The following is a 24762-nucleotide window of genomic DNA, read 5'->3' as shown; positions in this document are numbered from 1 at the left end:
TCGCACAGGTACAAGGTACAAGGTACAAGGTACAAGGTACAAGGTACAAGGTACAAGGTACAAGGACCGCCAGATGCTCTGGGTAAAGACGTTTCACATCGTTCTGATTGCTTCCTGGTTCGCCGGCCTGTTCTATCTGCCGCGCATCTTCGTCAATCTGGCGATGGAAACGGAACCCGCCGCGGTGCGGCGCTTGCTGCTCATGGCGCGCAAGCTGTTCCGCTTTATGTCGTTCATCGCGGTGCCGGCGCTGTTGTGCGGCGTGTGGCTGTGGCTCGTGGTGGGGATCGGCCGCGGGCAAGGCTGGATTCACGCGAAGGTGGGCGTGGTCGTGCTGCTGATCGTCTATCACGCGTACTGCGGCGTGTTGCTGCGGACCTTCGAGCGCGGTGAGAATACGCGCTCGCATAAGTGGTATCGGATGTTCAATGAACTGCCGGTGCTGGGGATGCTGGCGGCGGTGGCTTTGGTTGTTTTGAAGCCGTTTTGAGGCAGCACGCGCCGGACTTGCGTGCGGCGCGTCAGCCGCCAGGGTCAATCCGGCGTCGATTAATCACTTCCTTCGCCTGAGCCAGCTTGCCGACCAGTTCCGGTCCACGGCTCAACGCCACGCCCACCGCCAGAATGTCGCCAATCGCCAGATGCGAGACGCGCGAGGTCATCGGCGAAAAGATGTCCGTATCTTCATCGACGTTGGCGAACAAGCCGACCGTCGCGAGCCGCGCGAGCGGCGAGTTGCCGTGCGTGATCGCGATCACTTTGGCGCCCGCGGCGAGCGCCAACTTTGCCGCGTCGACGATATCGCGCGTGCGGCCCGTATTCGAGATTGCCACCACTACGTCGCCAACGCCCAGCAGCGCCGCCGACATCAGAAACGTATGCGGGTCCGAATACGCGACGCTCGGCATGCCGAGGCGAAAGAACTTGTGCTGCACGTCGAGCGCGGCAATGCCCGAGCCGCCCGCGCCGTAGAACTCGATGCGCCGCGCCTGCGCCAGCAGCGCGATCGCCGCCGCCACGCTGTCCGACGACAGGTTGTTGCGCACCTGGATCAGCGCGCCGATGGTCCGGTCGAGCACCTTCGCGGCGACGCCCGGCGTCGGCTCGTCGGGTCGCACGTCGCGGTAGACGGCGGGCACTTCCGCCGCGATGCCTTGCGCCAGCCGGATCTTGAACTCGCGGAAGCCCGAAAAACCGAGCGCATGACAGAACCGCGCAATGGTCGGCTGGCTGACGCCGGCACGCGCGGCCACCTCGGTCATTGACAGATCCAGCACCTCGCGTGGCGCTTCGATCACGTAATCGGCCAGCTTGCGCTCGGACGGGCGCAGCTGCTCGCGCATCTCTTCCACCTGAGACAGCATCATTGGAAAACTCGCACTATGCTGAAGAATGCGTGGACTATATCTGATTGCCCAGGAAGGTACAAAAACTACATTTAACGCTCTAGGTGTAATCCCTGGGTTTTGCGTGCTCATCGCTGATTGGCCGCCAGTAAGGCGATGCAGGCAATTCGAAGATGCGGCAGTGCAGCAGGGGTCGTCATTGCGATCGTGTAGTTTTTCTACTAAGATTGCGTCGTCGGTTGATCCGACATCCCCGCGACACCTGCCTGGCATAGTGCGCGCGCACCCGAGGCCAGCGACGAAGGAGCTCCGATGGTTTCCCCGCATTCGCAATTGTTGAAGGTCACGCAACGCGTGATTGAGCGCAGCAAGCCCACTCGCGAGGCGTATCTGGCCCGCATCGAACACGCTCAAGGCAAATTCCCGGCGCGCGGCGCGCTCTCGTGCGCCAATCTGGCCCACGGTTTTGCCGGCCTCGAGGGTAACGACAAGCTCGTCATCAAGCAGATTCGCCAGCCGAACATCGGCATCGTGTCGGCGTATAACGAAATGCTGTCCGCGCACGCGCCGTACAAAAACTACCCGGACATCATCAAGGACGCCGCGCGTGAAAACGGCGGCGTCGCGCAATTCGCGGGCGGCGTGCCGGCGATGTGCGACGGCGTCACGCAAGGCAATGCGGGCATGGAACTGTCGTTGTTCTCGCGCGAAGTGATCGCGATGAGCACGGCCGTCGCCCTCACGCACAACATGTTCGACGCGGCGCTGTGCCTCGGCATCTGCGACAAGATCGTGCCGGGTCTGCTGATCGGCGCGCTGCAATTCGGCCATCTGCCGACGATTTTCGTGCCGGCCGGCCCGATGGGCAGCGGCCTCTCGAACGACGACAAAGCCAAGACCCGCCAGCTCTTCGCCACCGGCCAGTGCGGCCGTGACGCGCTGCTCGAAGCGGAAGCCGCCGCGTATCACAGCCATGGCACCTGCACCTTCTACGGCACCGCGAACAGCAATCAGATGCTGATGGAAGTGATGGGCCTGCATCTGCCGGGTTCCGCCTTCGTGCATCCGCATACGCCGCTGCGCGACGCGCTGACCGCGCAGGCCGCGCGCCGCGTGCTCGATCTGACGGTGGAGCGCGGCAACTACATGCCGATCGGCCGCGTGATCGACGAGAAAGCGATCGTCAACGGCATCGTCGCGTTGCTGGCGACGGGCGGTTCGACCAACCATACGCTGCACCTGGTCGCAATCGCACGGGCGGCCGGCATCGTGATCGACTGGGACGACTTCGACACGTTGTCGCAAGCCGTGCCGCTGCTCGCGAAGATTTACCCGAACGGCAAGGCCGACGTGAATCACTTCCACGCGGCCGGCGGCGTCGCGTTCCTGGTCCGCAATCTGCTGGAAGGCGGCTTGCTGCATGAAGACGTGAACACCGTCGCGGGCAAGGGCCTCAAGCACTATACGGAAGAGCCGAAGCTGCTCGACGGCAAGCTGCAATGGGTGCCGGGCGCGCAGGCCAGCGAAGACACCGCGGTGCTGCGCGGCATCAAGGAGCCGTTCCAGCCCGACGGCGGCTTGCGTCTGATGCAGGGCAAGCTCGGCCGCGGCGTGATCAAGATCTCGGCGGTCGCGGCGCAGCATCGCAAGGTGAAGGCGCCGGCCATCGTGTTCGATTCGCAGGAAGCCGTGCAGGAAGCTTTCGACAACGGCGAGCTGAAGCGCGATTTCATCGCAGTGGTGCGCTTCCAGGGCGCGCGCGCAAACGGCATGCCCGAGTTGCACCGTTTGACGCCGCTGCTCGGTGTGTTGCAGGATCAAGGTTTCCACGTCGCATTGGTCACGGACGGCCGCATGTCGGGCGCTTCGGGCAAGGTGCCGGCGGTGATCCACCTGTCGCCGGAAGCGTTGCTGCAAGGCCCGATCGGCAAGGTCCGCACCGGCGACATGCTGGTGATCGACGCGGAAGCCGGTGTGCTCGACATCGAAATCGATGCAGCCAAATGGGCGGCGCGGCCGGAGGCGATGCCGCAGCATCAGGCGGAAAACGAAGTCGGCTTCGGCCGCGAATTGTTCGGTGTGTTCCGTGCGGCGGCGGCGCCCGCGGAGCAGGGCGCCTCGGTGTTCGGTCCGATGGTCGGCGAACGCCACGCGCACCACGGCGGACAAGCCAGCGAACACTCGAGCACCACTCAAGCCAGCCACGTGCTGCAGAAATAAGGAGTCTGACTATGACGGCGAAAACAGTTAGCGATATCGTGCGCCTCGGCCCGGTGATTCCGGTGCTCGCGTTCGATTCGGTCGAACAGGGTGAACATGTGTCGCGCGCGCTGCACGCGGGTGGCGTGAAGGTGCTCGAAATCACGCTGCGCACCGCGGCCGGTCTGGAAGCGATCGAGCGCGCGAGCCAGTTGGCGGAGGACATCGTGGTCGGCGTCGGCACGATCACGAAGCCCGAGCATTGCGCTCAGGCGAAGAAAGCGGGCGCGCAGTTCGGCGTGTCGCCGGGCCTGACAAAAGACATGCACAAGGCCGCGCAAGATGCGGGCTTGCCGCTGCTGCCGGGCGTGATGACGCCGACCGACATCATCGCGGCGCTGGAACTCGGCTACGAAATCGTCAAGTTTTTCCCGGCGCAGCAGGCCGGCGGCTTGCCGATGCTGCAAGCTTTCTACGGCCCGTTCCCGACGCTGAAGTTCTGCCCGACCGGCGGCATTACGGCTGAAACCGCCACGCATTTCCTGTCGCAGCCGAACGTGGTGTGCGTCGGCGGTTCATGGCTGACGCCGAAAGCGGCGCTCGCCGCGCAAAACTGGGACGAAGTCACGCGCCTCGCGCGCGCCGCCAGCCAGCTGGCCGCGCCTGCCCATCACTAGAACGAAACGGCACGTGCTTTAGTCCGCGATCAAGGTTGACGCAAAGAAGCCTCGTCGATACGGCCTCTCAGGCTGTTGCGGCGAGGCTTCTTTCGATATGCGCGCCACTTTTGCGCGCCTTAAGACTCGACAGCAAGTAAAATTCAGCGTCCGCGCGGCAAGCCGGGTTTTCGGGCGCCGCCTCAGGCCGCTGCGAGACAAGGTGTCAGCCGCGTTCCGCACTCAGAATCAATAACGCACAAGGAGGAGCTTCATGGAAGCTGTCCACGGCAGCATGCTGCTGGTCTTCGCGGTGATCGCCATCGCACTGCTGATCTTGATGATCACGCGCTTCAAGGTCTATCCGTTTCTCGTCCTGATCATCGTATCGCTGCTGCTGGGTCTCGTATCCGGCATGCCGATCGGCACGATCGTCAAATCTTTCGAAACCGGCAACGGCAATACGCTCGGCCACATCGCGGTCGTGGTCGGCCTCGGCACGATGCTCGGCAAATTGATGGCCGAATCCGGCGGCGCGGAGCGCATTGCCACTACGCTGATCGAGTGGTTCGGTGAGAAGAACATTCATTGGGCGATGATGGTCGTGGCGATCATCGTCGGCTTGCCGGTGTTCTTCGAAGTCGGTTTCGTGCTGCTGATTCCGATCGCATTCAACGTCGCCAAACGCACCAATAAATCACTGCTGCTGGTCGGCTTGCCGATGGTCGCGGGCCTTTCGGTCGTGCACGGCCTGATTCCGCCGCACCCGGCTGCGATGCTCGCGGTGCAGCAATATCACGCCGATATCGGCAAGACGATTGCCTACGGTCTGATCGTGGGCGTGCCGACGGCGATCGTCGCCGGTCCGCTGTTCGCGTTGCTCATCAGCCGCTATATCAAGCTGCCGAACAACAACCCGCTCGCCGCGCAATTCCTCGGCCACCCTGACGACGCGCAAAATAACGCGACGAGCGTCGCGAGTGCGACGAGTGCGACGAGCGCGGCGCCGAAGCGCGAACTGCCGAGCTTCGGCGTGACGCTGTTCACGATCCTGCTGCCGGTGATCCTGATGCTGGTCGGCAGCTGGGCCGACCTCGTCTTCACGCCGAAGACCTTGCCGAACGATCTGCTGCATTTTGTCGGCAATTCGGATGTCGCGCTGTTGTTCGCCGTGCTGGTCAGCTTCTGGACCTTCGGCGCGAGCCGCGGCTTCAATCGCGAGCAGATCCAGAAGTTCTGCGGCGAATGTCTTGCGCCGATCGCGGGCATCACGCTGATCGTCGGCGCGGGCGGTGGTTTCGGGCGCGTGCTGATGGATAGCGGCATTTCGAAGGAAATCGTCGCCGTCGCGACGGCCATGCATCTGTCGCCGCTGCTGTTCGGCTGGCTGGTGGCCGCGCTGATTCGTCTGGCCACGGGTTCGGCGACGGTCGCAATGACCACCGCGTGCGGCATCGTCGCGCCGATCACAGCCGCCAGCGGCGTGCAGGTTACGCCGGAATTGCTGGTGCTTGCCACGGGTTCGGGCTCGCTGATTTTCTCGCACGTCAACGACGGCGGTTTCTGGCTGATCAAGGAATATTTCGGTATGACGGTGGGGCAGACATTCAAGACATGGTCGCTCCTCGAGACCATCATCTCGCTGATGGGTTTGCTGTTGACCTTCGCGCTCGCGACGGTCGTGTAAGGAGTATTTGATGATTCTGATCGCAATGGGCGTGTCGGGCGCCGGCAAAACGAGGATTGGCGAAATGCTGGCCGAACGCCTGCACTGCGCATTCACCGACGGCGACGCGTTTCACAGCGCCGCCAACAAAGAGAAAATGCACCACGGCATTCCGCTCACCGATGAAGACCGCTGGCCGTGGCTGCAAACCATCCGCGCAGCGATCGAAGAAAAGCAGAAGGCGGGCGAGAAGGCGGTGTTCACGTGTTCGTCGCTGAAGCGCTCGTACCGCGACATTCTGCGTGGCGGCAGCACTGGCGACAAGGACGTGTGCTTCGTCTATCTGAAGGGTTCGTACGACGTGCTGCGCGAACGGCTGACCACGCGCACCGGCCATTTCTTCGATCCGTCGCTGTTGCAGAGCCAGCTCGAAACGCTTGAAGAACCGGGCTCCGATGAAGCGATTACGGTGAGCATCGAGTTGTCGCCGGAAGAGATCGTCGATGAGGTGTTGAAGCAGATGAAGGCGCGGTGAGGCTTTTCGACGCTCACGCAGCAAGATGAAAAAAGGCGCTCCGAGTGTGAGCGCCTTTTTTTTGGCTGATTTTTATGCCTGAAGCAACGAGGCAATGACTGGGTCTTAAGCGATCCGCTTCGCCAGTTCCACCGCCTTGCCGACATACGATGCCGGCGTCATCGCGAGCAAGCGATCCTTCGCGTCCTGTGGAATAGCCAGAGCGCCGACGAACGTCTGCAATGCTTCACGCGTGATGCCCTTGCCGCGCGTGAGCTCTTTCAGTTGCTCATACGGATTCTCGATGCCATAGCGGCGCATCACCGTTTGCACCGGCTCGGCCAGCACTTCCCAGCAGTTGTCGAGGTCTTCGTTCAGACGCTGCGGATTCACTTCGAGCTTGTCCAGACCGCGGATCAGCGCGTCGTATGAGAGCAGCGAGTAGCCGAACGCGACGCCCATGTTGCGCAGCACCGTCGAGTCGGTCAGGTCGCGCTGCCAGCGCGACACCGGCAGCTTGTCGGCAAGGTGGCGCAGCGTGGCGTTCGCGAGGCCGAGGTTGCCTTCCGAATTTTCGAAGTCGATCGGATTGACCTTGTGCGGCATCGTTGACGAACCGATTTCGCCGGCCTTCGTGCGTTGCTTGAAATAGCCCTGCGAGATGTAGCCCCACACGTCGCGGTCCAGATCCAGCAGGATCGTGTTGGCGCGCGACACGGCGTCGAACAGCTCGGCCATGTAATCGTGCGGTTCGATCTGGATCGTGTACGGATTGAACGTGAGCTTCAGACGCTGTTCGACCACTTCGCGCGAGAACGCTTCCCAGTCGAATTCCGGATACGCGGACAGGTGCGCATTGAAGTTGCCGACCGCGCCGTTCATCTTGCCGAGCAGTTCGACCTTCGCGACGCGGTCGATCGCGCGTTCCAGGCGCGCGGCGACGTTGGCGATTTCCTTGCCGAGGGTGGTGGGGCTGGCCGGCTGGCCGTGCGTGCGCGACAGCATCGGCTGTTCGGCATGCGCATGCGCCAGGGCGACGAGGCGCTGATGCACCGAGCGCAGCGCCGGCAGAATCACGTGCTCACGGGCGCCGGCCAGCATCAGGCCGTGCGACGTGTTGTTGATGTCTTCCGAGGTGCACGCGAAGTGGATGAACTCGCTTGCGCGCTCCAGTTCTTCCTGACCCTTCACCGATTCCTTCAGCCAGTACTCGACCGCCTTCACGTCGTGATTCGTCACGCGTTCGATGTCCTTGATGCGCGCGGCGTCGTGCGCGGTGAAGCGCTCGGCCAATTGCAGCAGGAATTGCTCGGACGCTTCGGAAAAGCGCGGCACTTCGGCGAAACCGGCGCGCGACAAGGCGATCAGCCAATGGATTTCAACCGTCACGCGATGGCGCATGAACGCGGCTTCCGAAAGCCAGTCGCGCAGGGCTTCGGTTTTCGAGGCGTAGCGGCCGTCGAGCGGGGAGAGCGCGGTCAGCGCGAACAGAGTGTCGGGGCGGGTGTCGGACATGATGGCGGCGGGTTGGGGCGTTGAGCGCTCAGTGAGCGCTCAGTGACCAGTTCGGGAACGGAGGGAACCGCGAATTTTACCACTGTGCCGCTGTTTGCCCGATCTCGGGATCGATCCCGCCACGAACCTGGCCCGCGCCACGTCCGCGGCAGGTCTGCTTTGAGCCCGCATCAAAGCCGTGCCGATGCCCTCGATGCCCTGGCGATGCGCCGGCGCCGCAGCCGCGCCGCTAGAATGCTGACTTCTTCTCTCTCCGCCGGCGGCAGGCTTTCGCATGGAACTGAAATGGCTCGAGGACTTCGTTTCGCTAGCGGAAACGCGTAGTTTCAGCCGCTCGGCCGAATTGCGCCACGTCACGCAACCGGCGTTTTCGCGGCGCATCCAGGCCTTGGAGGCGTGGCTCGGCACGGAATTGATCGACCGTTCGGTCTACCCGACGCGGCTGACCGCGGCCGGCCAGGTGTTCAACGAGCAGGCGCTCACGATGCTGTCGCAGTTCCACGAGGCGCGCGCGCTGCTGCGCGGGCACACGGCGACGCCGCAGGCGACCATCGAGTTCGCGGTGCCGCACACGCTCTCGCTGACCTACTTCCCGCGCTGGCTGCAACGCATCGAAGCGCAGATGGGCCCGATCCACACGCGGCTGCGCGCACTGAATGTGCACGATGCGGCTTTGTCGCTGGTGGAAGGCGGCTGCGATCTGATGATGGGCTATCACCATCCCAGCCACCCGGTCGCGCTCGATCCGGCGCGCTACGACATGCTGACGCTCGGCAACGAGCCGATCAGCCCGTTCTCGGCGCCGGGCCGCGCGGGCCGGCCGCGTTACACGCTGCCGGGCAGTTCCGAGGTGCCGACACCTTATCTCTCGTACACGCCGAACGCGTACCTCGGCCGCATGACCGAGGTGATCCTCGCCAACGCGCCCGAGCGTCTGTATCTGGACCGCCTGTACGAAACCGACATGGCCGAAGGGCTCAAGGCGATGGCGCTGGCCGGTCACGGCATCGCGTTTCTGCCGCACAGCGCGGTGGAAGACGCGGTCGCCGACGGCAAGCTGATCCGGCTGGATCGCGCGACCCGCGGCACGCCCGAAGGACAGCTCACGCTGACCATGGAGATCCGTCTCTATCGCGACAAGCTGGCGGCGAAAAGCGACGATGCGCGGCAGATACTCGTGCGTCAGCTGTGGGACGTGGTGTCGGACGAACTGGGACAGCGGGCTGCCTGAAACTGCTCGGGTACGACGTCAAATTGCAGGTTTTCGATGATTATGCAAAAAAAACATAATCGGATAAGGAAACGGCATTGGATTTCAAATTGGCGTTTTTCGACAATGGCGGCATTCGATCAACGCCGGAGCGTTCATGTCTTCCCAGCAGCCAGTCGCACAATCCGCATCATCGTTGCAGTCCATCCCGTCCTACCTCAATAGCGAAGACCTCGGCCCCTGGGGCAACTACTTGCGCCAGGTCGACCGCGTCGCGCCGTACCTCGGCTCGCTGTCCCGCTGGCTCGAAACCCTGAAGCGCCCGAAGCGCATTCTGATCGTCGATGTGCCTATCGAACTCGATAACGGCACGGTCGCGCACTTCGAAGGCTATCGCGTGCAGCACAATGTGTCGCGTGGTCCGGGTAAGGGCGGCGTGCGTTACCACCAGGACGTGACGCTGTCGGAAGTGATGGCGCTGTCGGCGTGGATGTCGGTCAAGAACGCTGCGGTGAACGTGCCGTACGGCGGCGCGAAGGGCGGCATCCGTGTCGATCCGCGTACGCTGTCGCGTGGCGAGCTGGAGCGCGTGACGCGCCGCTACACCAGCGAAATCGGCATCATCATCGGACCGAATACCGACATCCCCGCGCCGGACGTGAACACGAACGAGCAGATCATGGCGTGGATGATGGACACGTATTCGATGAACCAGGGCCAAACGGCCACGGGCGTCGTGACCGGCAAGCCGATCACGCTCGGCGGTTCGCTCGGCCGCAAGGAAGCCACTGGCCGCGGCGTGTTCGTGGTCGGTTGCGAAGCGGCGCGCCGCATCGGCTTCGACATCGAAGGCGCGCGTATTGCCGTGCAAGGCTTCGGCAACGTCGGCGGGATTGCAGCGCGTCTGTTCCAGGAGGCGGGCGCCAAGGTGGTCGCGGTGCAGGACCACACCGGGTCGCTCTACAAATCGAGCGGGATCGATGCGGGCGCATTGCTCGAGCACGTTGCGAAGACCGGCGGTGTCGGCGGTTTCCCGGAAGCCGACGCGATCGCGAACGAAGACTTCTGGACCGTCGAATCGGACATCCTGATTCCGGCCGCGCTGGAAAACCAGATCACCGAGAAGAACGCCGGCAAGATCAAGACGAAGATCGTCGTGGAAGGCGCCAACGGCCCGACCACCACCGCGGCGGACGACATTCTGCGCGACCGCGGCATCCTCGTGATTCCGGACGTGGTGGCCAATGCGGGCGGCGTGACGGTGTCGTACTTCGAATGGGTGCAGGATTTCTCGAGCTTCTTCTGGACCGAAGACGAGATCAACCAGCGTCTCGAGCGCGTGATGCGCGAAGCGTTCGCCGCAGTGTGGCAAGTGTCGAGCGAGCAGAATGTGTCGGTGCGGACCGCGGCGTTTATCGTGGCCTGCAAGCGGATTCTGCAAGCACGTGAAATGCGTGGCCTGTACCCCTGATTTGTCTGCGTGAAACAGCCGGTCCGCCACCTTGCGGGCCGCTGCCAATCCTTGCTTCGACGCGGTTCACGAGACCGCGTGCATCACCCGGCGGGCGGCATCGTATCGATGCTGCCCGTCTTTGCATATCCGGAAAAGGTTGACCGACCGGGCGGAAGCGCCGTAAACCCTCTAGCGGCGCGCGCCCCGGAGGAAGTCCCCTTGAGGGGCGCGCAACAAACATGGTTTATAGCCGTACTTTCAGAATAATTACTTTGCTAAACTGGCGCCGGTTCTTGCCAAGGAAGGAGATCACACATGAAGGTTAAAAAAGCTGCGCTGCTGCTCGCGACTCTCGGACTGTTCACAGTTGGCGCGCATGCGCAAGACGCCGGTACGCTGAAAAAGATCAAGGACACGGGCGTGATTTCGCTGGGTCATCGCGAATCGTCGATCCCGTTCTCGTATTACGACGACAAGCAGAATGTCATCGGTTATTCGCAAGAATTCGCATTGAAGGTGGTTGAGGCGGTCAAGCAGAAGCTCAACATGCCCAACCTGAAGGTCAAGCTGACGCCCGTCACCTCGCAAAACCGTATTCCGCTGGTGCAGAACGGCACCGTCGACATGGAATGCGGCTCGACCACCAATAACGCCGAGCGCCAGCAACAGGTTTCGTTCTCGAACACCATCTTCGTGATCGGCACGCGTCTGATGACCAGGAAGGATTCGGGCATCAAGGACTGGGCCGACCTGAAGGGCAAGACGGTCGTCACGACCGCCGGCACGACCTCCGAGCGCCTGCTTCGCAAGATGAATCAGGACAAGAGCATGGGCATGAACATCATCAGCGCGAAGGACCACGGCGAATCGTTCCTGACGCTGTCCACCGGCCGCGCTGCCGCGTTCATGATGGACGACGCGCTGCTGGCGGGAGAACGCGCCAAGTCGAACAACCCGGGCGATTTCGTGATTGTCGGCACGCCGCAATCGCATGAAGCGTACGGCTGCATGCTGCGCAAGAACGATCCGGAGTTCAAGAAGGTGGTGGACGACGCGATCGCGAAGGTCGAAACCTCGGGTGAAGCGTCGGCCATCTACAAGAAGTGGTTCGAATCGCCGATTCCGCCGAAGGGCCTGAACCTGGCCTTCCCGGAAAGCGACGACATGAAGGCGCTCTACAAGAGCCCGAATGACAAGGCAATCGATTAAACCTTAGCTGTTTTTTTGAAACGCTGAACGAAACGGAAGGGGCCACGCGCTTCTTCCGTTTCTTTTTGCTGGAGTCTTGGTCATGTCATATCACTGGAACTGGGGCATTTTGCTGAGTCCGGTCTCCACCGGCGAGCCGACCACTTATCTGGGCTGGCTGATGTCCGGCTTCTGGGTGACGATTACCGTGTCGCTGTCGGCATGGGTAATCGCGCTGATCGTCGGTTCGTTTTTCGGTGTGCTGCGTACGGTGCCGAACAAATGGGCGTCCGGCATCGGGACGGTCTACGTCGCGATTTTCCGCAACATCCCGCTGATCGTGCAGTTCTTCATCTGGTATCTCGTGATACCGGAGTTGCTGCCGGTGTCGATCGGCACCTGGTACAAGCAATTGCCGCCGAGTGCGCAGTTTTTCTCGTCGTCGATCGTGTGTCTTGGGCTCTTTACCGCCGCGCGCGTGTGCGAACAGGTGCGCTCGGGCATCAACGCGCTGCCGAAGGGCCAACGCGCCGCGGGTCTGGCAATGGGTTTCACGCAATGGCAGACGTACCGTTATGTGCTGCTGCCGGTCGCGTACCGGATCATCGTGCCGCCGCTCACGTCCGAGTTTCTGAATATCTTCAAGAACTCGGCGGTCGCCTCGACGATCGGTCTGCTGGATCTGTCCGCACAGGCGCGCCAGCTGGTCGACTACACGTCACAGACGTATGAGTCGTTTATCGCCGTCACGCTGGCCTATGTGCTGATCAATCTGGTCGTGATGCAACTGATGCGCTGGGTCGAAGCCAAGACCCGGTTGCCCGGCTATATCGGAGGCAAGTGATGCACCATTTCGACTGGAGCAGTATTTCGGGCGCACTGCCTACGCTGTGGACCGGCGCCATCATCACGCTCAAGATCACGCTGATCGCGATCGTGATCGGCATCGTCTGGGGCACCATTCTCGCGATGATGCGGCTGTCGTCGTTCAAGCCGCTCGAATGGTTCGCGAAGGGCTACGTCACGGTGTTCCGTTCGATCCCGCTGGTGATGGTTCTGCTGTGGTTCTTCCTGATCGTGCCGCAGGTGCTGCAAAACGTGCTGGGGCTGTCGCCGGATATCGACATCCGCCTCGCCTCCGCGATGGTCGCTTTCTCGCTGTTCGAGGCGGCGTACTATTCGGAAATCATCCGCGCCGGCATTCAGTCGGTGCCGCGCGGGCAGGTCAATGCGTCGTTCGCGCTCGGCATGAACTACGCGCAGGCCATGCGTCTCGTGGTGCTGCCGCAGGCGTTCCGTGCGATGGTGCCGCTGCTGCTGACGCAAGGTATCGTGCTGTTTCAGGACACGTCGCTCGTCTACGTGATCAGCCTCGCCGACTTCTTCCGCACCGCTACGAATATTGGCGACCGTGACGGCACGAATGTCGAAATGGTACTGTTCGCGGGCGCGTGTTATTTCGTGATCTGTGTGGTCGCGTCGAGCCTCGTCAAAGGTCTTCAGAAAAAGGTCGCAAGATGATCTCAATCAAGAATGTTTCGAAGTGGTACGGCCAGTTTCAGGTGCTGACCGACTGCACGACGGAAGTCAAAAAAGGTGAAGTGGTGGTGGTGTGCGGGCCGTCGGGCTCGGGCAAGTCCACGCTGATCAAAACCGTGAACGGACTCGAGCCGTTCCAGAAGGGTGAGATCGTCATCAACGGTCAATCGCTGAATGACAAGAAAACCAATCTGTCGAAGCTGCGCGCGAAAGTCGGCATGGTGTTCCAGCACTTCGAGCTGTTCCCGCATCTGTCGATCGTGCAGAACCTGACGCTCGCGCAGGTCAAGGTGCTCGGCCGCTCGAACGACGAAGCGACGGCGAAGGGGCTGAAGCTGCTCGATCGCGTCGGTCTGCGTGCGCATGCGGATAAGTTTCCGGGGCAGTTGTCAGGCGGTCAGCAGCAGCGTGTGGCGATTGCACGCGCGCTGTCGATGGACCCGATCGCTATGCTGTTCGACGAGCCGACCTCCGCGCTCGACCCGGAAATGATCAACGAAGTGCTCGACGTGATGGTCGAACTCGCGCAGGAAGGCATGACCATGATGTGCGTCACGCACGAAATGGGCTTTGCGAAGAAGGTCGCGCATCGCGTGATCTTCATGGACAAGGGCTTGATCGTCGAAGACGACCGCAAGGAAGACTTCTTCGCGAATCCGAAGTCGGATCGCGCTAAGGACTTTCTGGCGAAGATCCTGCACTGAGTTTGCCGCGACGCTTCACGCAGAAAAAAGCCGCTTCGGGAGAAGCGGCTTTTTCATTTGCTGCTTGCGTGCGTTTGGGGTTTGACGCGCGGGGATCAGGACTCGAACGCAGCGGCATCGTCCGCCGCTTCGAGGTCGACTTCAGCCGTTGCCGCGGCTCCAACGGAAGCCGCGATCGTGGTCGCCGAAGCCGATGCATCCAGCGCCGGGTTGCGCAGCTTTTCGAGCACGGCGGGCGGCACCGGCACATTGACGCGGCCGATCACTTCGCCGTGCTGGAACATCATCAGGTCGCCGGGTTGGAACGCGGTCCACACTTCGTTATCGGTGAGCGGTTGCGTCGCGATCACGGCGACGCGGTCTTCCGGCGTCGTGTACTTGGCGAAATCGATCGACACGTCCGCATCGACCAGATGCGCGGTGGAAAACGGCCAGCGCCGCACGATGAAGTGCAGGTGCGTCGAGCAATGCGCGAACAACGCCTGGCCGTTCGACATCAGGAAATTGAACACGCCGAACTGCGTGATCTCGCGCGTGAGCGTTTCGAGCGCGGCGAACAGCTCTTCAAGCGGCGGCTGGCAGCCGGGAAAGGCCTTGCGCAAACCTTGTAGCAGCGCGCAGAACGCGAGCTCGCTATCGGTCGTGCCGACAGGCTGATAGACGCCGGTCAGCGGGGGCGAATAATTTTTCAGGTCGCCGTTGTGCGCGAAGATCCAGTGCCGCCCCCACAGTTCGCGCATGAACGGATGGCAGTTCTCCAGCAGGATGTGCCCCTGGGTCGCCTTGCGGATATGCGCGATCGTGTTCTTCGATTTGATCGGGTAGCGCTTGACCATCTCGGCGATCGGCGAGGTGGCCGACGATTGATGGTCGATGAACAGGCGGCAGGCTTTGTCTTCGAAGAAGGCGATGCCCCAGCCGTCGGCATGGTGATCGGTGACGCCGCCGCGCGCCGCAAAGCCGGTGAACGAGAACGTGACGTCCGTCGGCGCGGCGCAGTTCATTCCGAGAAGTTGGCACATGTTGCGGGTAAGCCTGTGAACGGGGCAAGCCGTTACAATGATGATTTTCAAAGCATATCACCGAGCCAGAACCGCCAAATAGCTAAATTGACGTGTGTTCAGGCCGCAACGCTGCGGTTTGCTGCGGTATCCACCCGTCGATTGGCTTTGTCGCCGAGGTTCGTCCCCCTCTCGCCATGACTGCTTCTACCGCTTCCATCGATTCCCTCACACTCGCCCGCCCGGACGATTGGCATTTGCACGTTCGCGACGGCGCGATGCTAGCCGCCGTGCTGCCGGACACCGCGCGCCAGTTCGGCCGCGCGATCATCATGCCGAACCTGAAGCCGCCGGTCACCACTACCGCCATGGCGCAGGCGTACCGCGAGCGCATCGTCGCCGCGATTCCGGCCGGCGCGAAGTTCGAGCCGCTGATGACGCTGTACCTGACCGACAACACGCCGCCCGACGAAATCCGCCGCGCGCGCGCAAGCGGCTTCGTGCACGGCGTGAAGCTGTATCCGGCGGGCGCGACGACCAACTCGGACGCGGGCGTCACCGACATCATGAAGTGCGCGAAGACGCTGGAAGTCATGCAGGAAACCGGCATGCCGCTGCTGGTGCACGGCGAAGTGACGGATGCGTCGATCGATCTGTTCGATCGCGAGAAGGTGTTCATCGATCGCGTGATGACGCCGCTGCGCCGCGAGTTTCCGGCGCTGAAGGTGGTGTTCGAGCACATCACCACGAAGGACGCCGTCGACTACATTCGTGAAGCCGGCGTGGCCCCGGGTCTGCTGGGCGCGACGGTCACCGCGCACCATCTGCTGTACAACCGCAACGCGATCTTCCAGGGCGGCATTCGCCCGCATTACTACTGCCTGCCGGTGTTGAAGCGCGAGACGCATCGCGTGGCGCTGGTCGAGGCCGCGACCTCGGGCAATCCGCGCTTCTTCCTCGGCACCGATAGCGCGCCGCATCCGAAGGGCTTGAAGGAGCACGCGTGCGGCTGCGCGGGCTGCTACACGGCGCTGCACGCGCTCGAACTGTATGCGGAAGCGTTCGATAAAGCGGGCGCGCTGGATAAGCTCGAAGGCTTCGCGAGCTTCTTCGGGGCGGATTTCTACGGTCTGCCGCGCAGCGAGGAACAAGTCACGTTACGTCGCGAGGAATGGACGCTGCCCGCTGAATTGCCGGTTGGCGATACGCCGGTTGTGCCGTTGCGCGGTGGCGAGCCGATTGGCTGGCGGCTGGTCTGAGGCCGGACTGGATGCAGGTGCAGGAGGCGGCGCGCGTGGGTTTCGCCGATATCGACTGGTCGACGCCGTGGTTCGCGCAGTTTGCCGCGCGCGGCGAGCGCTGGCAGCAGGCCGCGCTTAAAGGCTATGCGGAGTTGCTCGCCGAAATGAACGCGGATGCCGGCGCGATGCAGCAGCGCACCGGCCGCGGCCAGCGCCTCGCGTTCATCGCGCAGGACGATTTGCCGCCAGGAGCGGCTTACGAGGCGCATATCGCGTCGACCGGCTGCGTGCCGACGCGCCACAATCTGCATGACTTCTTCAACGCGTCGATGTGGTTTGCGTTTCCGCGCATCAAGGCGGCGCTGAACGCGCGGCAGTCGGCGGCGATCGACGTTTTAGGCGTCGGGCCGACCCGCGGCGGCGTGCGCGATACGCTGACTCTGTTCGACGAAAACGCGTTGCTGTTCGCCTGCGCGGACCCGGCATTGGGCGCGGCCCTGCGCGGATTCGACTGGCAGACGCTGCTGGTTTCCCGGCGTGGTGCGTGGGGCACGCATTGCGAAGTGCGCTGCTTCGGTCACGCGTTGCTGGAAAAGCTGATCGCGCCGTTCAAGGCGTGCACGGGTCACGCGTGGATCGTCGATGTACCGTCTGACTACTTTGGATGGCCCGCCCTGGCGCGCAACGCATGGCTGGACGAAGCGGTCAGCCATGCGTTGCTGGACAGCGAAGCCTTGACGAGCCGCCTGTTCGCGCCGCTACCCGTACTGGGCATTCCGGGCTGGTGGCCTGACAACGAATTGCCCGCGTTTTACGACGATGCGTCGGTGTTCCGCGCAGGGCGCCGTTCGCGCTAAAGCGTCCGCAGGCGCGGCGCGGGCGTCGTAAGCGATGCCGCCCGGTCGGCTATTTCCGCCGCGCAAGCCGCTTGCCGCCCGTCGCGGTGGTAAAATCCGCTCCAGCAAAGCAGGCTAGGCAGTCGCGGCCTCTGCGGCTTCGGCTAAAGAGGGCGAGGAAAGTCCGGACTCCACAGGGCAGGGTGATGGCTAACGGCCATCCGTGGTGACACGCGGAACAGGGCAACAGAAAGCAAACCGCCGATGGCCCGGCGCAAGCCGGGATCAGGTAAGGGTGAAACGGTGCGGTAAGAGCGCACCGCGGCTGCTGCAAGGCAGACCGGCACGGTAACCTCCACCCGGAGCAATTCCAAGTAGGCAGGCGCGCATCTTCGAGATGCAGGACGGGGCCCCCGTCTCGTCTGCGGGTAGGAAGCTTGAGCGCGTCAGTAATGGCGCGCCTAGAGGAATGGCTGCCACGCGCGCGGCGTTTTCGGGCGCGGCGCGTGCACAGAATCCGGCTTATCGGCCTGCTTTGCCACCACCCAATGAAAAATGCCGGCGTCCGTGTGGACGCCGGCATTTTCTTTTGATGCTTGCCATTGCCTGCATTAAGTGCGCTATCTGCGCCGAAACGCCGTGCTCAGCTCGCGACGATATCGAACGAGTGCGACAGTTCGGCCGTTTTCGCGATCATGATCGACGCCGAGCAGTATTTGTCGTGCGACAGATTGATGGCTCGCTCCACGGTAGCCGGGTTCAGATTCTTGCCGGTCACGGTGAAGTGGAAGTGGATACTGGTGAACACCTTCGGATCTTCGCTTGCGCGTTCGGCCTTCAGCGTCACCGAGCAACCGGCCACTTCCTGGCGGCTTTTCTTCAGGATCATCACGACGTCGTACGCCGTGCAGCCGCCTGTGCCGAGCAGAACCATTTCCATCGGACGCGGCGCGAGATTGCGGCCGCCGCCTTCCGGCGCGCCGTCCATCATGACCAGATGGCCGCTGCCCGTCTCGGCGGCGAACGCCATCCCGTCTTGCCCCATCCAGCTAACTTTGCATTCCATACTGTGCTCCACCGCGCGTCGCTTGTCTTCGAGACGGCATTGTAGCCCGGCGTTTGCGTATCCGCCCGGAGGGACTTCGGTGAGAAATTATGCGCAATGACCGCTTGCGTGTTGCGGTGCGGTATGTTCCGCCGATTCGGGAATGCCCTAAAGGACTTAGGGGTTTTACTCTAGTCGATGTCTGCCTTCACAGCCGCTCCATAGCGATCTTGTATTTGATTTAAAAGAGAATTTCTAATGCGATGGCAGATTGGCGCATGTCTCACATAGTGAAATTGAATTTCGCAATGCAAATGTTCTTGCATCGCACAAGGGGGCCTCATATAATCGATCTCATCGGTTGCAGCAGTTCTGCAACCTCCGCTGTCTCCTCCACCTCCTCCTTTGGTGGATTAAACCCGAACCGCTCGTTCGGGTTTTTTTTCGCCTGCGTTTTGCCGGCTTGCCGACGACACCATCGTGGCTGAGGGATCAATCCGATGCTCGGTTTGTCAGTGCCGAGTTGTTCAGCCGGTCAGGGAGTTGAGATCGGCTTGAGCACTGTGCAACTCGTTTCCGCCATATTCGAGATGGTTGAGCGGCTCGGCCGGGGAAGGTTGCAGGCCGGCTGTCCTGGGCGCGTGGGGGTTCGGCCCGGTGCGGCGGCACATGCTGCGCCGTCGTGCAAGGAGCGTTTAGAGGCGGGTTGACCGGGCCGGTTTCGACGTGCTCCGGCTGCTTTTGACTTGCCTCGCAATTTTCCTCTATAATTCAAGGCTTTTCCGCATTCGCGCCCGCGGAGGAAGAACAGGGAGAGCCTGCACGCGCCTCGATGCGCACACTACAAGCAGGAAAAACATAGGGCGCAGCAATTTTTTTGGATCGATCATGAAGACGTTTTCCGCAAAAGCCCATGAGGTGGCGCGCGAATGGTACGTGATTGACGCGACGGATAAGGTTCTCGGGCGTGTCGCCAGCGAAGTGGCACACCGTCTTCGCGGCAAGCACAAGCCTGAATTCACTCCCCACGTCGACACCGGTGATTTCATCATCGTTATCAACGCCGGCAAGCTGAAAGTCACGGGCAACAAGGTAACTGACAAGAAGTACTACCGTCACTCGGGTTACCCGGGCGGTATCTATGAAACGACGTTCGGCAAGATGCAAGAACGCTTCCCGGGCCGCGCGCTCGAGAAAGCGGTCAAGGGCATGCTGCCGAAGGGCCCGCTCGGCTACGCGATGATCAAGAAGCTGAAGGTCTACGCTGACGCAACGCATCCGCATTCGGCACAACAGCCGAAAGCGCTCGAGATCTAAGGGGAGCCCACATGATCGGTAACTGGAATTACGGCACGGGCCGCCGCAAGAGCGCCGTCGCACGCGTCTTCATCAAGGCAGGCAAGGGCGATATTGTTGTGAACGGCAAGCCTATCGCCGATTACTTCTCGCGCGAAACGTCGCTGATGATCGTGCGTCAGCCGCTGGAACTCACGAACCACGCTGCTACGTTCGACATCAAGGTCAACGTGACGGGTGGCGGTGAAACGGGTCAAGCCGGTGCGGTTCGCCACGGCATCACCCGCGCACTGATGGACTACGACGCAACGCTGAAGCCGGAACTGTCGAAGGCTGGCTTCGTTACGCGTGATGCTCGTGAAGTCGAACGTAAGAAGGTCGGCTTCCACAAGGCACGCCGCAGGAAGCAATTCTCGAAGCGTTAATCGTTTCGGGTGCGATCCGGCTCTCGGGCCGGAGCGCAGCAAAAGCCGCCTACGCTTTCGCGAAGGCGGCTTTTTTATTGGCCGCGTTTTCATGGCAGGCTTTTTCTTGGTTTTTCGCCCGGACCGTGCGATAACGGTTTCGCTGTCAGGACGGTTCCTCGGCGCGCTCAGCCAGTCTGATAGCCGGCGCCCGCGCCGCCGGACGAGACTCGCGGGAAGAACCCATTGATTTTGTGGGCTTCAGCACGATATCGAGATCAGCCCTACAATAGCGGGTAGAAGTTTTTTGGAGAGTTCGAATGAACGCAGTCACCGAAACACCCGTGACCGAAATGCCCGCCCCCTTCGTCTTTACCGACGCAGCGGCTGACAAGGTCAAGCAACTGATCGAAGAAGAAGGCAACGCGGACCTGAAACTGCGCGTATTCGTGCAGGGCGGCGGCTGCTCGGGCTTTCAGTACGGTTTTACGTTCGACGAAGCCGTCAACGAAGACGACACCGTGATGAACAAGAGCGGCGTCCAGCTGCTGATCGATTCGATGAGCTACCAATATCTGGTCGGCGCTGAGATCGACTACAAGGACGATATCAACGGCGCGCAGTTCGTCATCAAGAACCCGAATGCCACGACCACCTGCGGTTGCGGCTCGTCGTTCTCGGTTTGATGGCAAGTTAAGCGACAGGTTATAAGAACGGGGCTTTGGCCCCGTTTTTTTATTCCGTGAGCGTAAAGTGAACGGGAAGCGAACGGGAAACGCGCGGTCAGCGCGGATAGATGGCACCCAGTACGCGCTCGCCTGCGGCGCCGGTTACCGCCGGCAAATTGCCCGGCAGGCGCGCCATGCAGCGCATGGCCAGCCACGCGAACGCCAGCGGCTCGACCTGACTTGGCGGCACGCCTAGCGCGTCGGTGGTCAGCACCGGCACGCCGCTCACACCGCTTTCCTCCAGCGCCGCCTGCAGCGCCTTCAGCAGCTCCGGATTGCGCGCACCGCCTCCACACACATAGACAGCCCTGGCATCCGACGCATGCCGCTCGATTTCGCGCGCGACCGTCACCGCGGTCAGTGCGGCCAGCGTCGCTTGCACGTCAGCGGGGGCGAGCGCGGCGAACGGTTGGAGCTTCGCGTCGAGCCATTCGGCATTGAACAGGTCGCGGCCGGTGCTTTTGGGCGGCTGTTGCGCGAAAAAGGGCTCGTCGAGCAAGGCGTTGAGTAGCGTGCGGTCGACCTGGCCGTCCGCCGCGAAATGGCCGTTTTCGTCGAAAGGTTTGCCGAGATGGCGCTGCGCCCACTCGTCGAGCAGCGCGTTGGCCGGACCGCAGTCGAAGCCGCGTACGCTGCCCGCCGCGTTCAGAATCGTGATGTTGCTGATGCCGCCAAGATTGCAGACCACCCGGGTTTCGTTCTTCGCGCCGAATACCGTAGCGTGAAACGCCGGCACCAGCGGCGCGCCCTGGCCGCCGGCCGCGACGTCGCGGCTGCGGAAGTCGGCGATCACGTCGACGTGCGTCATTTCCGCGAGCAGTGCCGGGTTGTTGATTTGCCGCGTATAGCCTTTCTCCGGCCGATGCCGCACCGTCTGGCCATGCACGCCGATCGCACGGACGTCGTCGGCGGACAATCCGGCGCAGCGCATTAGTTCGTGGCAGCACACCGTGTAGCGGGTGGCGAGCGCATTGGCCGCCAGCGCCTCGCGTTCGATCTCGTTGTCGCCCGGTTGTTGGAGCGCGAACAGCGCCTCGCGCATGCCTGCCGCGAAGCCGACGAACGCCTCGGCCCGTACAACCGGCGGTTTCCCTTTGGCAAATTCGACGGCCACGCCGTCCACGCCGTCCATGCTCGTGCCGGACATTAGTCCAAAGTAGACGCCGTCTGCGGGGTCTTGCGCCACGTTGCTGCTCCTCTCGATGGTTCGTTGCGATCCGGTTTAGCAGATTATTAACGCAAGCGAGGCGGAACATAAAGCTTTGTGACGCCGGCTTCGTGACGGCCTCGTGCCTGTCTTGCGCTCGAACCGCGCTTGAACCGCGCTCGAACCGCGCTTGATTTGCGCTTGATTTGCGCTTGATTTGCGCTTGATTTGCGCTTGATTTGCGCTTGATTTGCGCTCGAATCGGCAAATCGACCGGCGAAGCGCGCCTTGTGGCGGAGTCAGTGGGCGCGGCGGCGCGCATCTATGGGACAATCTCCTTTTTTCGCGACTTCACGTTTCCAGCATGAGCACTGAGTCCACCAAGCCCAGCCCCGCCTTCCCGATCACCGACGAAGTCCGTCACGCGCTCGCCGTCACCAGGCGCGGCGTCGACGAACTGCTGATCGAGGACGAATTCGCGCAAAAGCTCGCGAAGAGCCAGGCGACCGGCACACCGCTGCGCATCAAGCTCGGGCTCGATCCGACCGCCCCTGATATCCACATCGGCCACACGGTCGTGCTGAACAAGATGCGTCAGCTGCAGGATCTCGGTCACACGGTGATCTTCCTGATTGGCGATTTCACATCGCTGATCGGCGATCCGTCGGGCCGTAACGCCACGCGCCCGCCGCTCACGCGCGAGCAGATCGAATCGAACGCCAAGACCTATTTCGAGCAGGCCGCCCTGGTGCTCGATCGCGAAAAGACGGAAATCCGCTACAACAGCGAATGGTCGATGCCGCTTGGCGCCGACGGCATGATCAAGCTCGCGTCGCGCTACACGGTGGCGCGCATTCTCGAGCGCGAAGATTTCACCAAGCGCTATCAGAGCGGCCTGCCGATCTCGATTCACGAGTTCCTGTACCCGTTGATGCAAGGCTACGACTCGGTCGCGCTGAATGCCGACCTCGAACTCGGCGGCACGGATCAGAAATTCAACCTGCTGGTGGGCCGTGAACTGCAGAAGCAATACGGCCAGGAACAGCAGTGCATCTTGACGATGCCGCTGCTCGAAGGGCTCGACGGCGTCGAAAAGATGTCGAAGTCGAAGAACAACTATATCGGCATCAGCGAAAAGCCGACGGACATGTTCGGCAAGCTGATGAGCATCTCCGATACGTTGATGTGGCGTTACTTCGAGCTGCTGTCGTTCCGGCCGATGGAAGAGATCGCCGGCTTCAGGCGCGAAATCGAGGCGGGCCGCAATCCGCGTGATTTCAAGGTGATGCTCGGCCAGGAAATCGTCGCGCGCTTCCACTCGCAGGCCGACGCCGAGCGCGCGCTCGAGGACTTCAACCATCGCGCGAAGGGCGGCGTGCCGGACGACATCCCGGCGGTGACGCTCGCGGGCGCACCGCTTGCGATCGGCCAGTTGCTCAAGCAGGCCAACCTCGTGCCGTCGACCAGCGAAGCGCTGCGCAACATCGAGCAGGGCGGCGTGAAGATCGACGGCGCGACCGTGTCCGACAAGGGCCTGAAGGTCGAAGCCGGCGAGTTCGTCGTGCAGGTCGGCAAGCGCCGCTTTGCGCGCGTCACGCTGACGGCTTGATGGTCTGATGATGATTCAGGCGTTGCGTCGTCTGGAGTTGCGCCGTTGATTGCGCTGATCCAACGTGTGCGGCGCGCGGAAGTGCGCGTCGGCGACCGTGTGACCGGCGCGATCGACGCGGGGCTCCTCGCGCTCGTATGCGCCGAACGCGGCGACACCGACGCGGTGGCCGACCGGCTGCTGGCGAAAGTGCTCGGCTACCGCGTGTTCAGCGACGCAGCCGGCAAGATGAATCTGTCCGTACAGAATCTCGACGGTGCCGGGCGCGCGGGCGGTCTGCTGCTCGTTTCGCAGTTCACGCTGGCCGCGGATACGAACAGCGGCCTGCGCCCGAGCTTCACGCCGGCGGCGCCGCCTGACGAAGGCAAGCGTCTGTTCGATTACTTCGTCTCGTCGGCACGCGCGAAGCATCCGATCGTCGAGACCGGCGAATTCGGTGCCGACATGCAGGTCTCGCTCGTCAATGACGGACCGGTCACGTTCTGGTTGCAGACGCGCGCCTGAACGTCTCACGATGCGCGCGCCGAGGTGCGCATCAACCCCCCACTGCTTTTGCGACAATAGCGGCTCGGCATAACCGGCCACTGGCACCCACCTTCATCCCATGACCACGCAGATCCTGTTTATCCGGCACGGCGAGACCGACTGGAATCGCATCAAGCGCATCCAGGGGCACATCGACATTCCACTCGCGACAACGGGTCTGGCGCAAGCGCAACGCCTCGCGCACCGCATTGCCGATGAAGTGAAGCAGGGCGTGCGGCTCGACGCAATCTATTCGAGCGATCTGCAACGCGCGCAGCAAACGGCGCAACCGATCGCGGATACGCTCGGCTTGCCGCTGCAACTGCGCGAAGGTCTGCGCGAGCGTTCATACGGTGCGTTCCAGGGGCATGACAGCGACGAGATCGCCGTCCGTTTTCCCGACGAATATGCGCACTGGCAAACCCGTGATCCGGGTTTCGCACCACCGGACGGCGAATCACAACGCACGTTCTATCACCGCGTGCTGCACGCGATCGAGCCGATCGCTGCCGCGCATCCGGGCGGGCGGATTGCGTGCGTCGCGCATGGCGGCGTACTCGATTGTGTGCGCCGGTTTGCCAGCGGTTTGCCACTCGACGCGCCGCGCAATTACGCGTTGCTGAACACGAGCGTGAACGTGGTGGACTTCGACAGCGGCAAGGCAACGGTCGTGTCGTGGGCGGACGTGGCGCATCTCGACGCGCCGGGCGAAGACGACAGCTTCAGAAAGGTGCCGGAGCCGGGGCGCTAACCGGCAGCGAGGGTTCACATACCGCAAGTGCGCGGTCATGCAGCTCGATACTTCCGCTACATGAACCCATGTCAGCAGCGCAGGATCGCTCGCGCGATACGGACGGTCGCCGGGTGCAATGCCGGTCACGCCAAGGTGAATCCGTTCGACCCGTTCGATCAGCGCTAACGCAACGTGAGGTGGGTTGCC

At 62.3% G+C, this 24762-nt stretch carries 24 protein-coding genes, 1 other RNA gene and 1 pseudogene; 20 read left to right on the top strand and 6 right to left on the bottom strand.

Annotation, left to right across the window (positions count from 1 at the left end; all coding sequences use genetic code 11):
* Positions 1-73: 73 nt before the first annotated feature.
* Positions 74-490, top strand: a complete 417-nt coding sequence (locus tag AC07WT_RS18240) for a CopD family protein (RefSeq protein ID WP_494948003.1) — start codon at positions 74-76, stop codon at positions 488-490.
* A 31-nt stretch (positions 491-521) separates the two neighbouring features.
* Here the strand turns inward: AC07WT_RS18240 and AC07WT_RS18235 are convergent, their stop codons facing one another.
* Positions 522-1367 (bottom strand): MurR/RpiR family transcriptional regulator, encoded by an 846-nt coding sequence (locus AC07WT_RS18235; protein ID WP_492595384.1) that lies wholly within the window; start codon positions 1365-1367, stop codon positions 522-524.
* Between the two features lie 291 nt (positions 1368-1658).
* Here AC07WT_RS18235 and edd point away from each other — a divergent pair, with 291 nt between their 5' ends.
* The 4 genes from edd to AC07WT_RS18215 all read left to right on the top strand — a co-directional run bounded on the left by edd (position 1659) and on the right by AC07WT_RS18215 (position 6402).
* Complete coding sequence (edd, locus tag AC07WT_RS18230) at positions 1659-3566, top strand: phosphogluconate dehydratase (RefSeq protein ID WP_494948002.1); 1908 nt, start codon at positions 1659-1661, stop codon at positions 3564-3566.
* Positions 3567-3577: 11 nt separating this feature from the next.
* Complete coding sequence (gene eda, locus AC07WT_RS18225) at positions 3578-4222, top strand: bifunctional 4-hydroxy-2-oxoglutarate aldolase/2-dehydro-3-deoxy-phosphogluconate aldolase (protein WP_492595382.1); 645 nt, start codon at positions 3578-3580, stop codon at positions 4220-4222.
* 253 nt (positions 4223-4475) lie between these two features.
* A complete protein-coding gene (locus tag AC07WT_RS18220) occupies positions 4476-5888 on the top strand; it encodes a GntP family permease (RefSeq protein ID WP_494948001.1) in 1413 nt (470 codons plus the stop codon).
* 10 nt (positions 5889-5898) lie between these two features.
* The gene (locus tag AC07WT_RS18215; protein ID WP_494948000.1) at positions 5899-6402 is read left to right on the top strand and encodes a gluconokinase; all 504 of its coding nucleotides are present in this window, start codon (positions 5899-5901) and stop codon (positions 6400-6402) included.
* 105 nt (positions 6403-6507) lie between these two features.
* Here AC07WT_RS18215 and purB read toward each other — a convergent pair whose 3' ends face one another.
* Positions 6508-7896, bottom strand: coding sequence for an adenylosuccinate lyase (gene purB, locus AC07WT_RS18210; protein ID WP_492595379.1), 1389 nt, complete (start codon positions 7894-7896; stop codon positions 6508-6510).
* Positions 7897-8170: 274 nt separating this feature from the next.
* Here purB and AC07WT_RS18205 point away from each other — a divergent pair, with 274 nt between their 5' ends.
* From AC07WT_RS18205 to AC07WT_RS18180, 6 genes are all read left to right on the top strand, one after another.
* Positions 8171-9127: a LysR family transcriptional regulator gene (locus tag AC07WT_RS18205; protein ID WP_492595378.1), complete on the top strand. Its 957-nt coding sequence runs from the start codon at positions 8171-8173 to the stop codon at positions 9125-9127.
* A 136-nt stretch (positions 9128-9263) separates the two neighbouring features.
* Positions 9264-10577: a Glu/Leu/Phe/Val family dehydrogenase gene (locus AC07WT_RS18200; RefSeq protein ID WP_492595377.1), complete on the top strand. Its 1314-nt coding sequence runs from the start codon at positions 9264-9266 to the stop codon at positions 10575-10577.
* A gap of 297 nt (positions 10578-10874) precedes the next feature.
* A complete protein-coding gene (locus AC07WT_RS18195; RefSeq protein ID WP_494947999.1) occupies positions 10875-11768 on the top strand; it encodes a glutamate/aspartate ABC transporter substrate-binding protein in 894 nt (297 codons plus the stop codon).
* A gap of 82 nt (positions 11769-11850) precedes the next feature.
* The gene (locus AC07WT_RS18190) at positions 11851-12591 is read left to right on the top strand and encodes an amino acid ABC transporter permease (protein WP_494947998.1); all 741 of its coding nucleotides are present in this window, start codon (positions 11851-11853) and stop codon (positions 12589-12591) included.
* Complete coding sequence (gene gltK / locus AC07WT_RS18185) at positions 12591-13268, top strand: glutamate/aspartate ABC transporter permease GltK (RefSeq protein WP_492595374.1); 678 nt, start codon at positions 12591-12593, stop codon at positions 13266-13268. Before AC07WT_RS18190 ends, gltK begins: the two co-directional genes overlap by 1 nt.
* Positions 13265-13990, top strand: a complete 726-nt coding sequence (locus AC07WT_RS18180; protein ID WP_492595373.1) for an amino acid ABC transporter ATP-binding protein — start codon at positions 13265-13267, stop codon at positions 13988-13990. The genes gltK and AC07WT_RS18180 overlap by 4 nt, the downstream gene beginning before the upstream one ends.
* A gap of 95 nt (positions 13991-14085) precedes the next feature.
* On the opposite strand, the gene AC07WT_RS18175 is transcribed toward AC07WT_RS18180, so the two are convergent.
* Positions 14086-15012 carry a class II glutamine amidotransferase gene (locus AC07WT_RS18175; RefSeq protein ID WP_494947997.1) on the bottom strand — a complete coding sequence of 309 codons (927 nt, stop codon included), beginning with the start codon at positions 15010-15012 and terminating at the stop codon, positions 14086-14088.
* A gap of 176 nt (positions 15013-15188) precedes the next feature.
* On the opposite strand from AC07WT_RS18175, the gene pyrC reads away from it, so the two are divergent.
* From pyrC to rnpB, 3 genes are all read left to right on the top strand, one after another.
* Positions 15189-16250, top strand: a complete 1062-nt coding sequence (gene pyrC / locus AC07WT_RS18170) for a dihydroorotase (RefSeq protein ID WP_494947996.1) — start codon at positions 15189-15191, stop codon at positions 16248-16250.
* 11 nt (positions 16251-16261) lie between these two features.
* Positions 16262-17089 carry a DUF3025 domain-containing protein gene (locus AC07WT_RS18165; RefSeq protein WP_494947995.1) on the top strand — a complete coding sequence of 276 codons (828 nt, stop codon included), beginning with the start codon at positions 16262-16264 and terminating at the stop codon, positions 17087-17089.
* Positions 17090-17195: 106 nt separating this feature from the next.
* Positions 17196-17609, top strand: an RNA gene (gene rnpB / locus AC07WT_RS18160) — RNase P RNA component class A.
* A gap of 102 nt (positions 17610-17711) precedes the next feature.
* Here rnpB and AC07WT_RS18155 read toward each other — a convergent pair.
* Positions 17712-18134 carry an OsmC family protein gene (locus AC07WT_RS18155; RefSeq protein WP_492595369.1) on the bottom strand — a complete coding sequence of 141 codons (423 nt, stop codon included), beginning with the start codon at positions 18132-18134 and terminating at the stop codon, positions 17712-17714.
* 867 nt (positions 18135-19001) lie between these two features.
* Here AC07WT_RS18155 and rplM point away from each other — a divergent pair.
* From rplM to erpA, 3 genes are all read left to right on the top strand, one after another.
* Positions 19002-19430, top strand: a complete 429-nt coding sequence (gene rplM, locus AC07WT_RS18150; protein WP_008919631.1) for a 50S ribosomal protein L13 — start codon at positions 19002-19004, stop codon at positions 19428-19430.
* An 11-nt stretch (positions 19431-19441) separates the two neighbouring features.
* Positions 19442-19834: a 30S ribosomal protein S9 gene (rpsI, locus tag AC07WT_RS18145; protein WP_013340464.1), complete on the top strand. Its 393-nt coding sequence runs from the start codon at positions 19442-19444 to the stop codon at positions 19832-19834.
* A 299-nt stretch (positions 19835-20133) separates the two neighbouring features.
* Positions 20134-20499 (top strand): iron-sulfur cluster insertion protein ErpA, encoded by a 366-nt coding sequence (gene erpA, locus AC07WT_RS18140; RefSeq protein WP_013340463.1) that lies wholly within the window; start codon positions 20134-20136, stop codon positions 20497-20499.
* 97 nt (positions 20500-20596) lie between these two features.
* Here erpA and AC07WT_RS18135 read toward each other — a convergent pair whose 3' ends face one another.
* Positions 20597-21727 carry an anhydro-N-acetylmuramic acid kinase gene (locus AC07WT_RS18135; protein WP_494947994.1) on the bottom strand — a complete coding sequence of 377 codons (1131 nt, stop codon included), beginning with the start codon at positions 21725-21727 and terminating at the stop codon, positions 20597-20599.
* Positions 21728-22052: 325 nt separating this feature from the next.
* Here AC07WT_RS18135 and tyrS point away from each other — a divergent pair, with 325 nt between their 5' ends.
* From tyrS to AC07WT_RS18120, 3 genes are all read left to right on the top strand, one after another.
* Entirely contained in the window at positions 22053-23297 is a 1245-nt protein-coding gene (tyrS, locus tag AC07WT_RS18130) for a tyrosine--tRNA ligase (RefSeq protein ID WP_494947993.1), read from the top strand.
* A gap of 45 nt (positions 23298-23342) precedes the next feature.
* Positions 23343-23801, top strand: coding sequence for a D-aminoacyl-tRNA deacylase (gene dtd, locus AC07WT_RS18125; RefSeq protein WP_494947992.1), 459 nt, complete (start codon positions 23343-23345; stop codon positions 23799-23801).
* Positions 23802-23901: 100 nt separating this feature from the next.
* Complete coding sequence (locus AC07WT_RS18120) at positions 23902-24573, top strand: histidine phosphatase family protein (RefSeq protein WP_494947991.1); 672 nt, start codon at positions 23902-23904, stop codon at positions 24571-24573.
* Here AC07WT_RS18120 and AC07WT_RS18115 read toward each other — a convergent pair.
* A pseudogene (locus AC07WT_RS18115) lies at positions 24478-24750 on the bottom strand (oxygenase MpaB family protein); the annotation flags it as partial. The gene AC07WT_RS18120 and the pseudogene AC07WT_RS18115 overlap by 96 nt on opposite strands.
* Positions 24751-24762 lie beyond the last annotated feature (12 nt).

It is taken from the genome of Paraburkholderia sp. GW821-FHT02A12, assembly GCF_059422005.1.
Note: the sequence above shows the minus strand (reverse complement) of the source record. Positions and strands in the feature narration are given on the sequence as shown.

Coding starts and splice junctions, on each gene's coding strand:
- AC07WT_RS18240 (WP_494948003.1), top strand. CDS start 74: ATGCTCTGGGTAAAGACGTTTCACATCGTTCTGATTGCTTCCTGGTTC.
- AC07WT_RS18235 (WP_492595384.1), bottom strand. CDS start 1,367: ATGATGCTGTCTCAGGTGGAAGAGATGCGCGAGCAGCTGCGCCCGTCC.
- edd (WP_494948002.1), top strand. CDS start 1,659: ATGGTTTCCCCGCATTCGCAATTGTTGAAGGTCACGCAACGCGTGATT.
- eda (WP_492595382.1), top strand. CDS start 3,578: ATGACGGCGAAAACAGTTAGCGATATCGTGCGCCTCGGCCCGGTGATT.
- AC07WT_RS18220 (WP_494948001.1), top strand. CDS start 4,476: ATGGAAGCTGTCCACGGCAGCATGCTGCTGGTCTTCGCGGTGATCGCC.
- AC07WT_RS18215 (WP_494948000.1), top strand. CDS start 5,899: ATGATTCTGATCGCAATGGGCGTGTCGGGCGCCGGCAAAACGAGGATT.
- purB (WP_492595379.1), bottom strand. CDS start 7,896: ATGTCCGACACCCGCCCCGACACTCTGTTCGCGCTGACCGCGCTCTCC.
- AC07WT_RS18205 (WP_492595378.1), top strand. CDS start 8,171: ATGGAACTGAAATGGCTCGAGGACTTCGTTTCGCTAGCGGAAACGCGT.
- AC07WT_RS18200 (WP_492595377.1), top strand. CDS start 9,264: ATGTCTTCCCAGCAGCCAGTCGCACAATCCGCATCATCGTTGCAGTCC.
- AC07WT_RS18195 (WP_494947999.1), top strand. CDS start 10,875: ATGAAGGTTAAAAAAGCTGCGCTGCTGCTCGCGACTCTCGGACTGTTC.
- AC07WT_RS18190 (WP_494947998.1), top strand. CDS start 11,851: ATGTCATATCACTGGAACTGGGGCATTTTGCTGAGTCCGGTCTCCACC.
- gltK (WP_492595374.1), top strand. CDS start 12,591: ATGCACCATTTCGACTGGAGCAGTATTTCGGGCGCACTGCCTACGCTG.
- AC07WT_RS18180 (WP_492595373.1), top strand. CDS start 13,265: ATGATCTCAATCAAGAATGTTTCGAAGTGGTACGGCCAGTTTCAGGTG.
- AC07WT_RS18175 (WP_494947997.1), bottom strand. CDS start 15,012: ATGTGCCAACTTCTCGGAATGAACTGCGCCGCGCCGACGGACGTCACG.
- pyrC (WP_494947996.1), top strand. CDS start 15,189: ATGACTGCTTCTACCGCTTCCATCGATTCCCTCACACTCGCCCGCCCG.
- AC07WT_RS18165 (WP_494947995.1), top strand. CDS start 16,262: ATGCAGGTGCAGGAGGCGGCGCGCGTGGGTTTCGCCGATATCGACTGG.
- AC07WT_RS18155 (WP_492595369.1), bottom strand. CDS start 18,134: ATGGAATGCAAAGTTAGCTGGATGGGGCAAGACGGGATGGCGTTCGCC.
- rplM (WP_008919631.1), top strand. CDS start 19,002: ATGAAGACGTTTTCCGCAAAAGCCCATGAGGTGGCGCGCGAATGGTAC.
- rpsI (WP_013340464.1), top strand. CDS start 19,442: ATGATCGGTAACTGGAATTACGGCACGGGCCGCCGCAAGAGCGCCGTC.
- erpA (WP_013340463.1), top strand. CDS start 20,134: ATGAACGCAGTCACCGAAACACCCGTGACCGAAATGCCCGCCCCCTTC.
- tyrS (WP_494947993.1), top strand. CDS start 22,053: ATGAGCACTGAGTCCACCAAGCCCAGCCCCGCCTTCCCGATCACCGAC.
- AC07WT_RS18120 (WP_494947991.1), top strand. CDS start 23,902: ATGACCACGCAGATCCTGTTTATCCGGCACGGCGAGACCGACTGGAAT.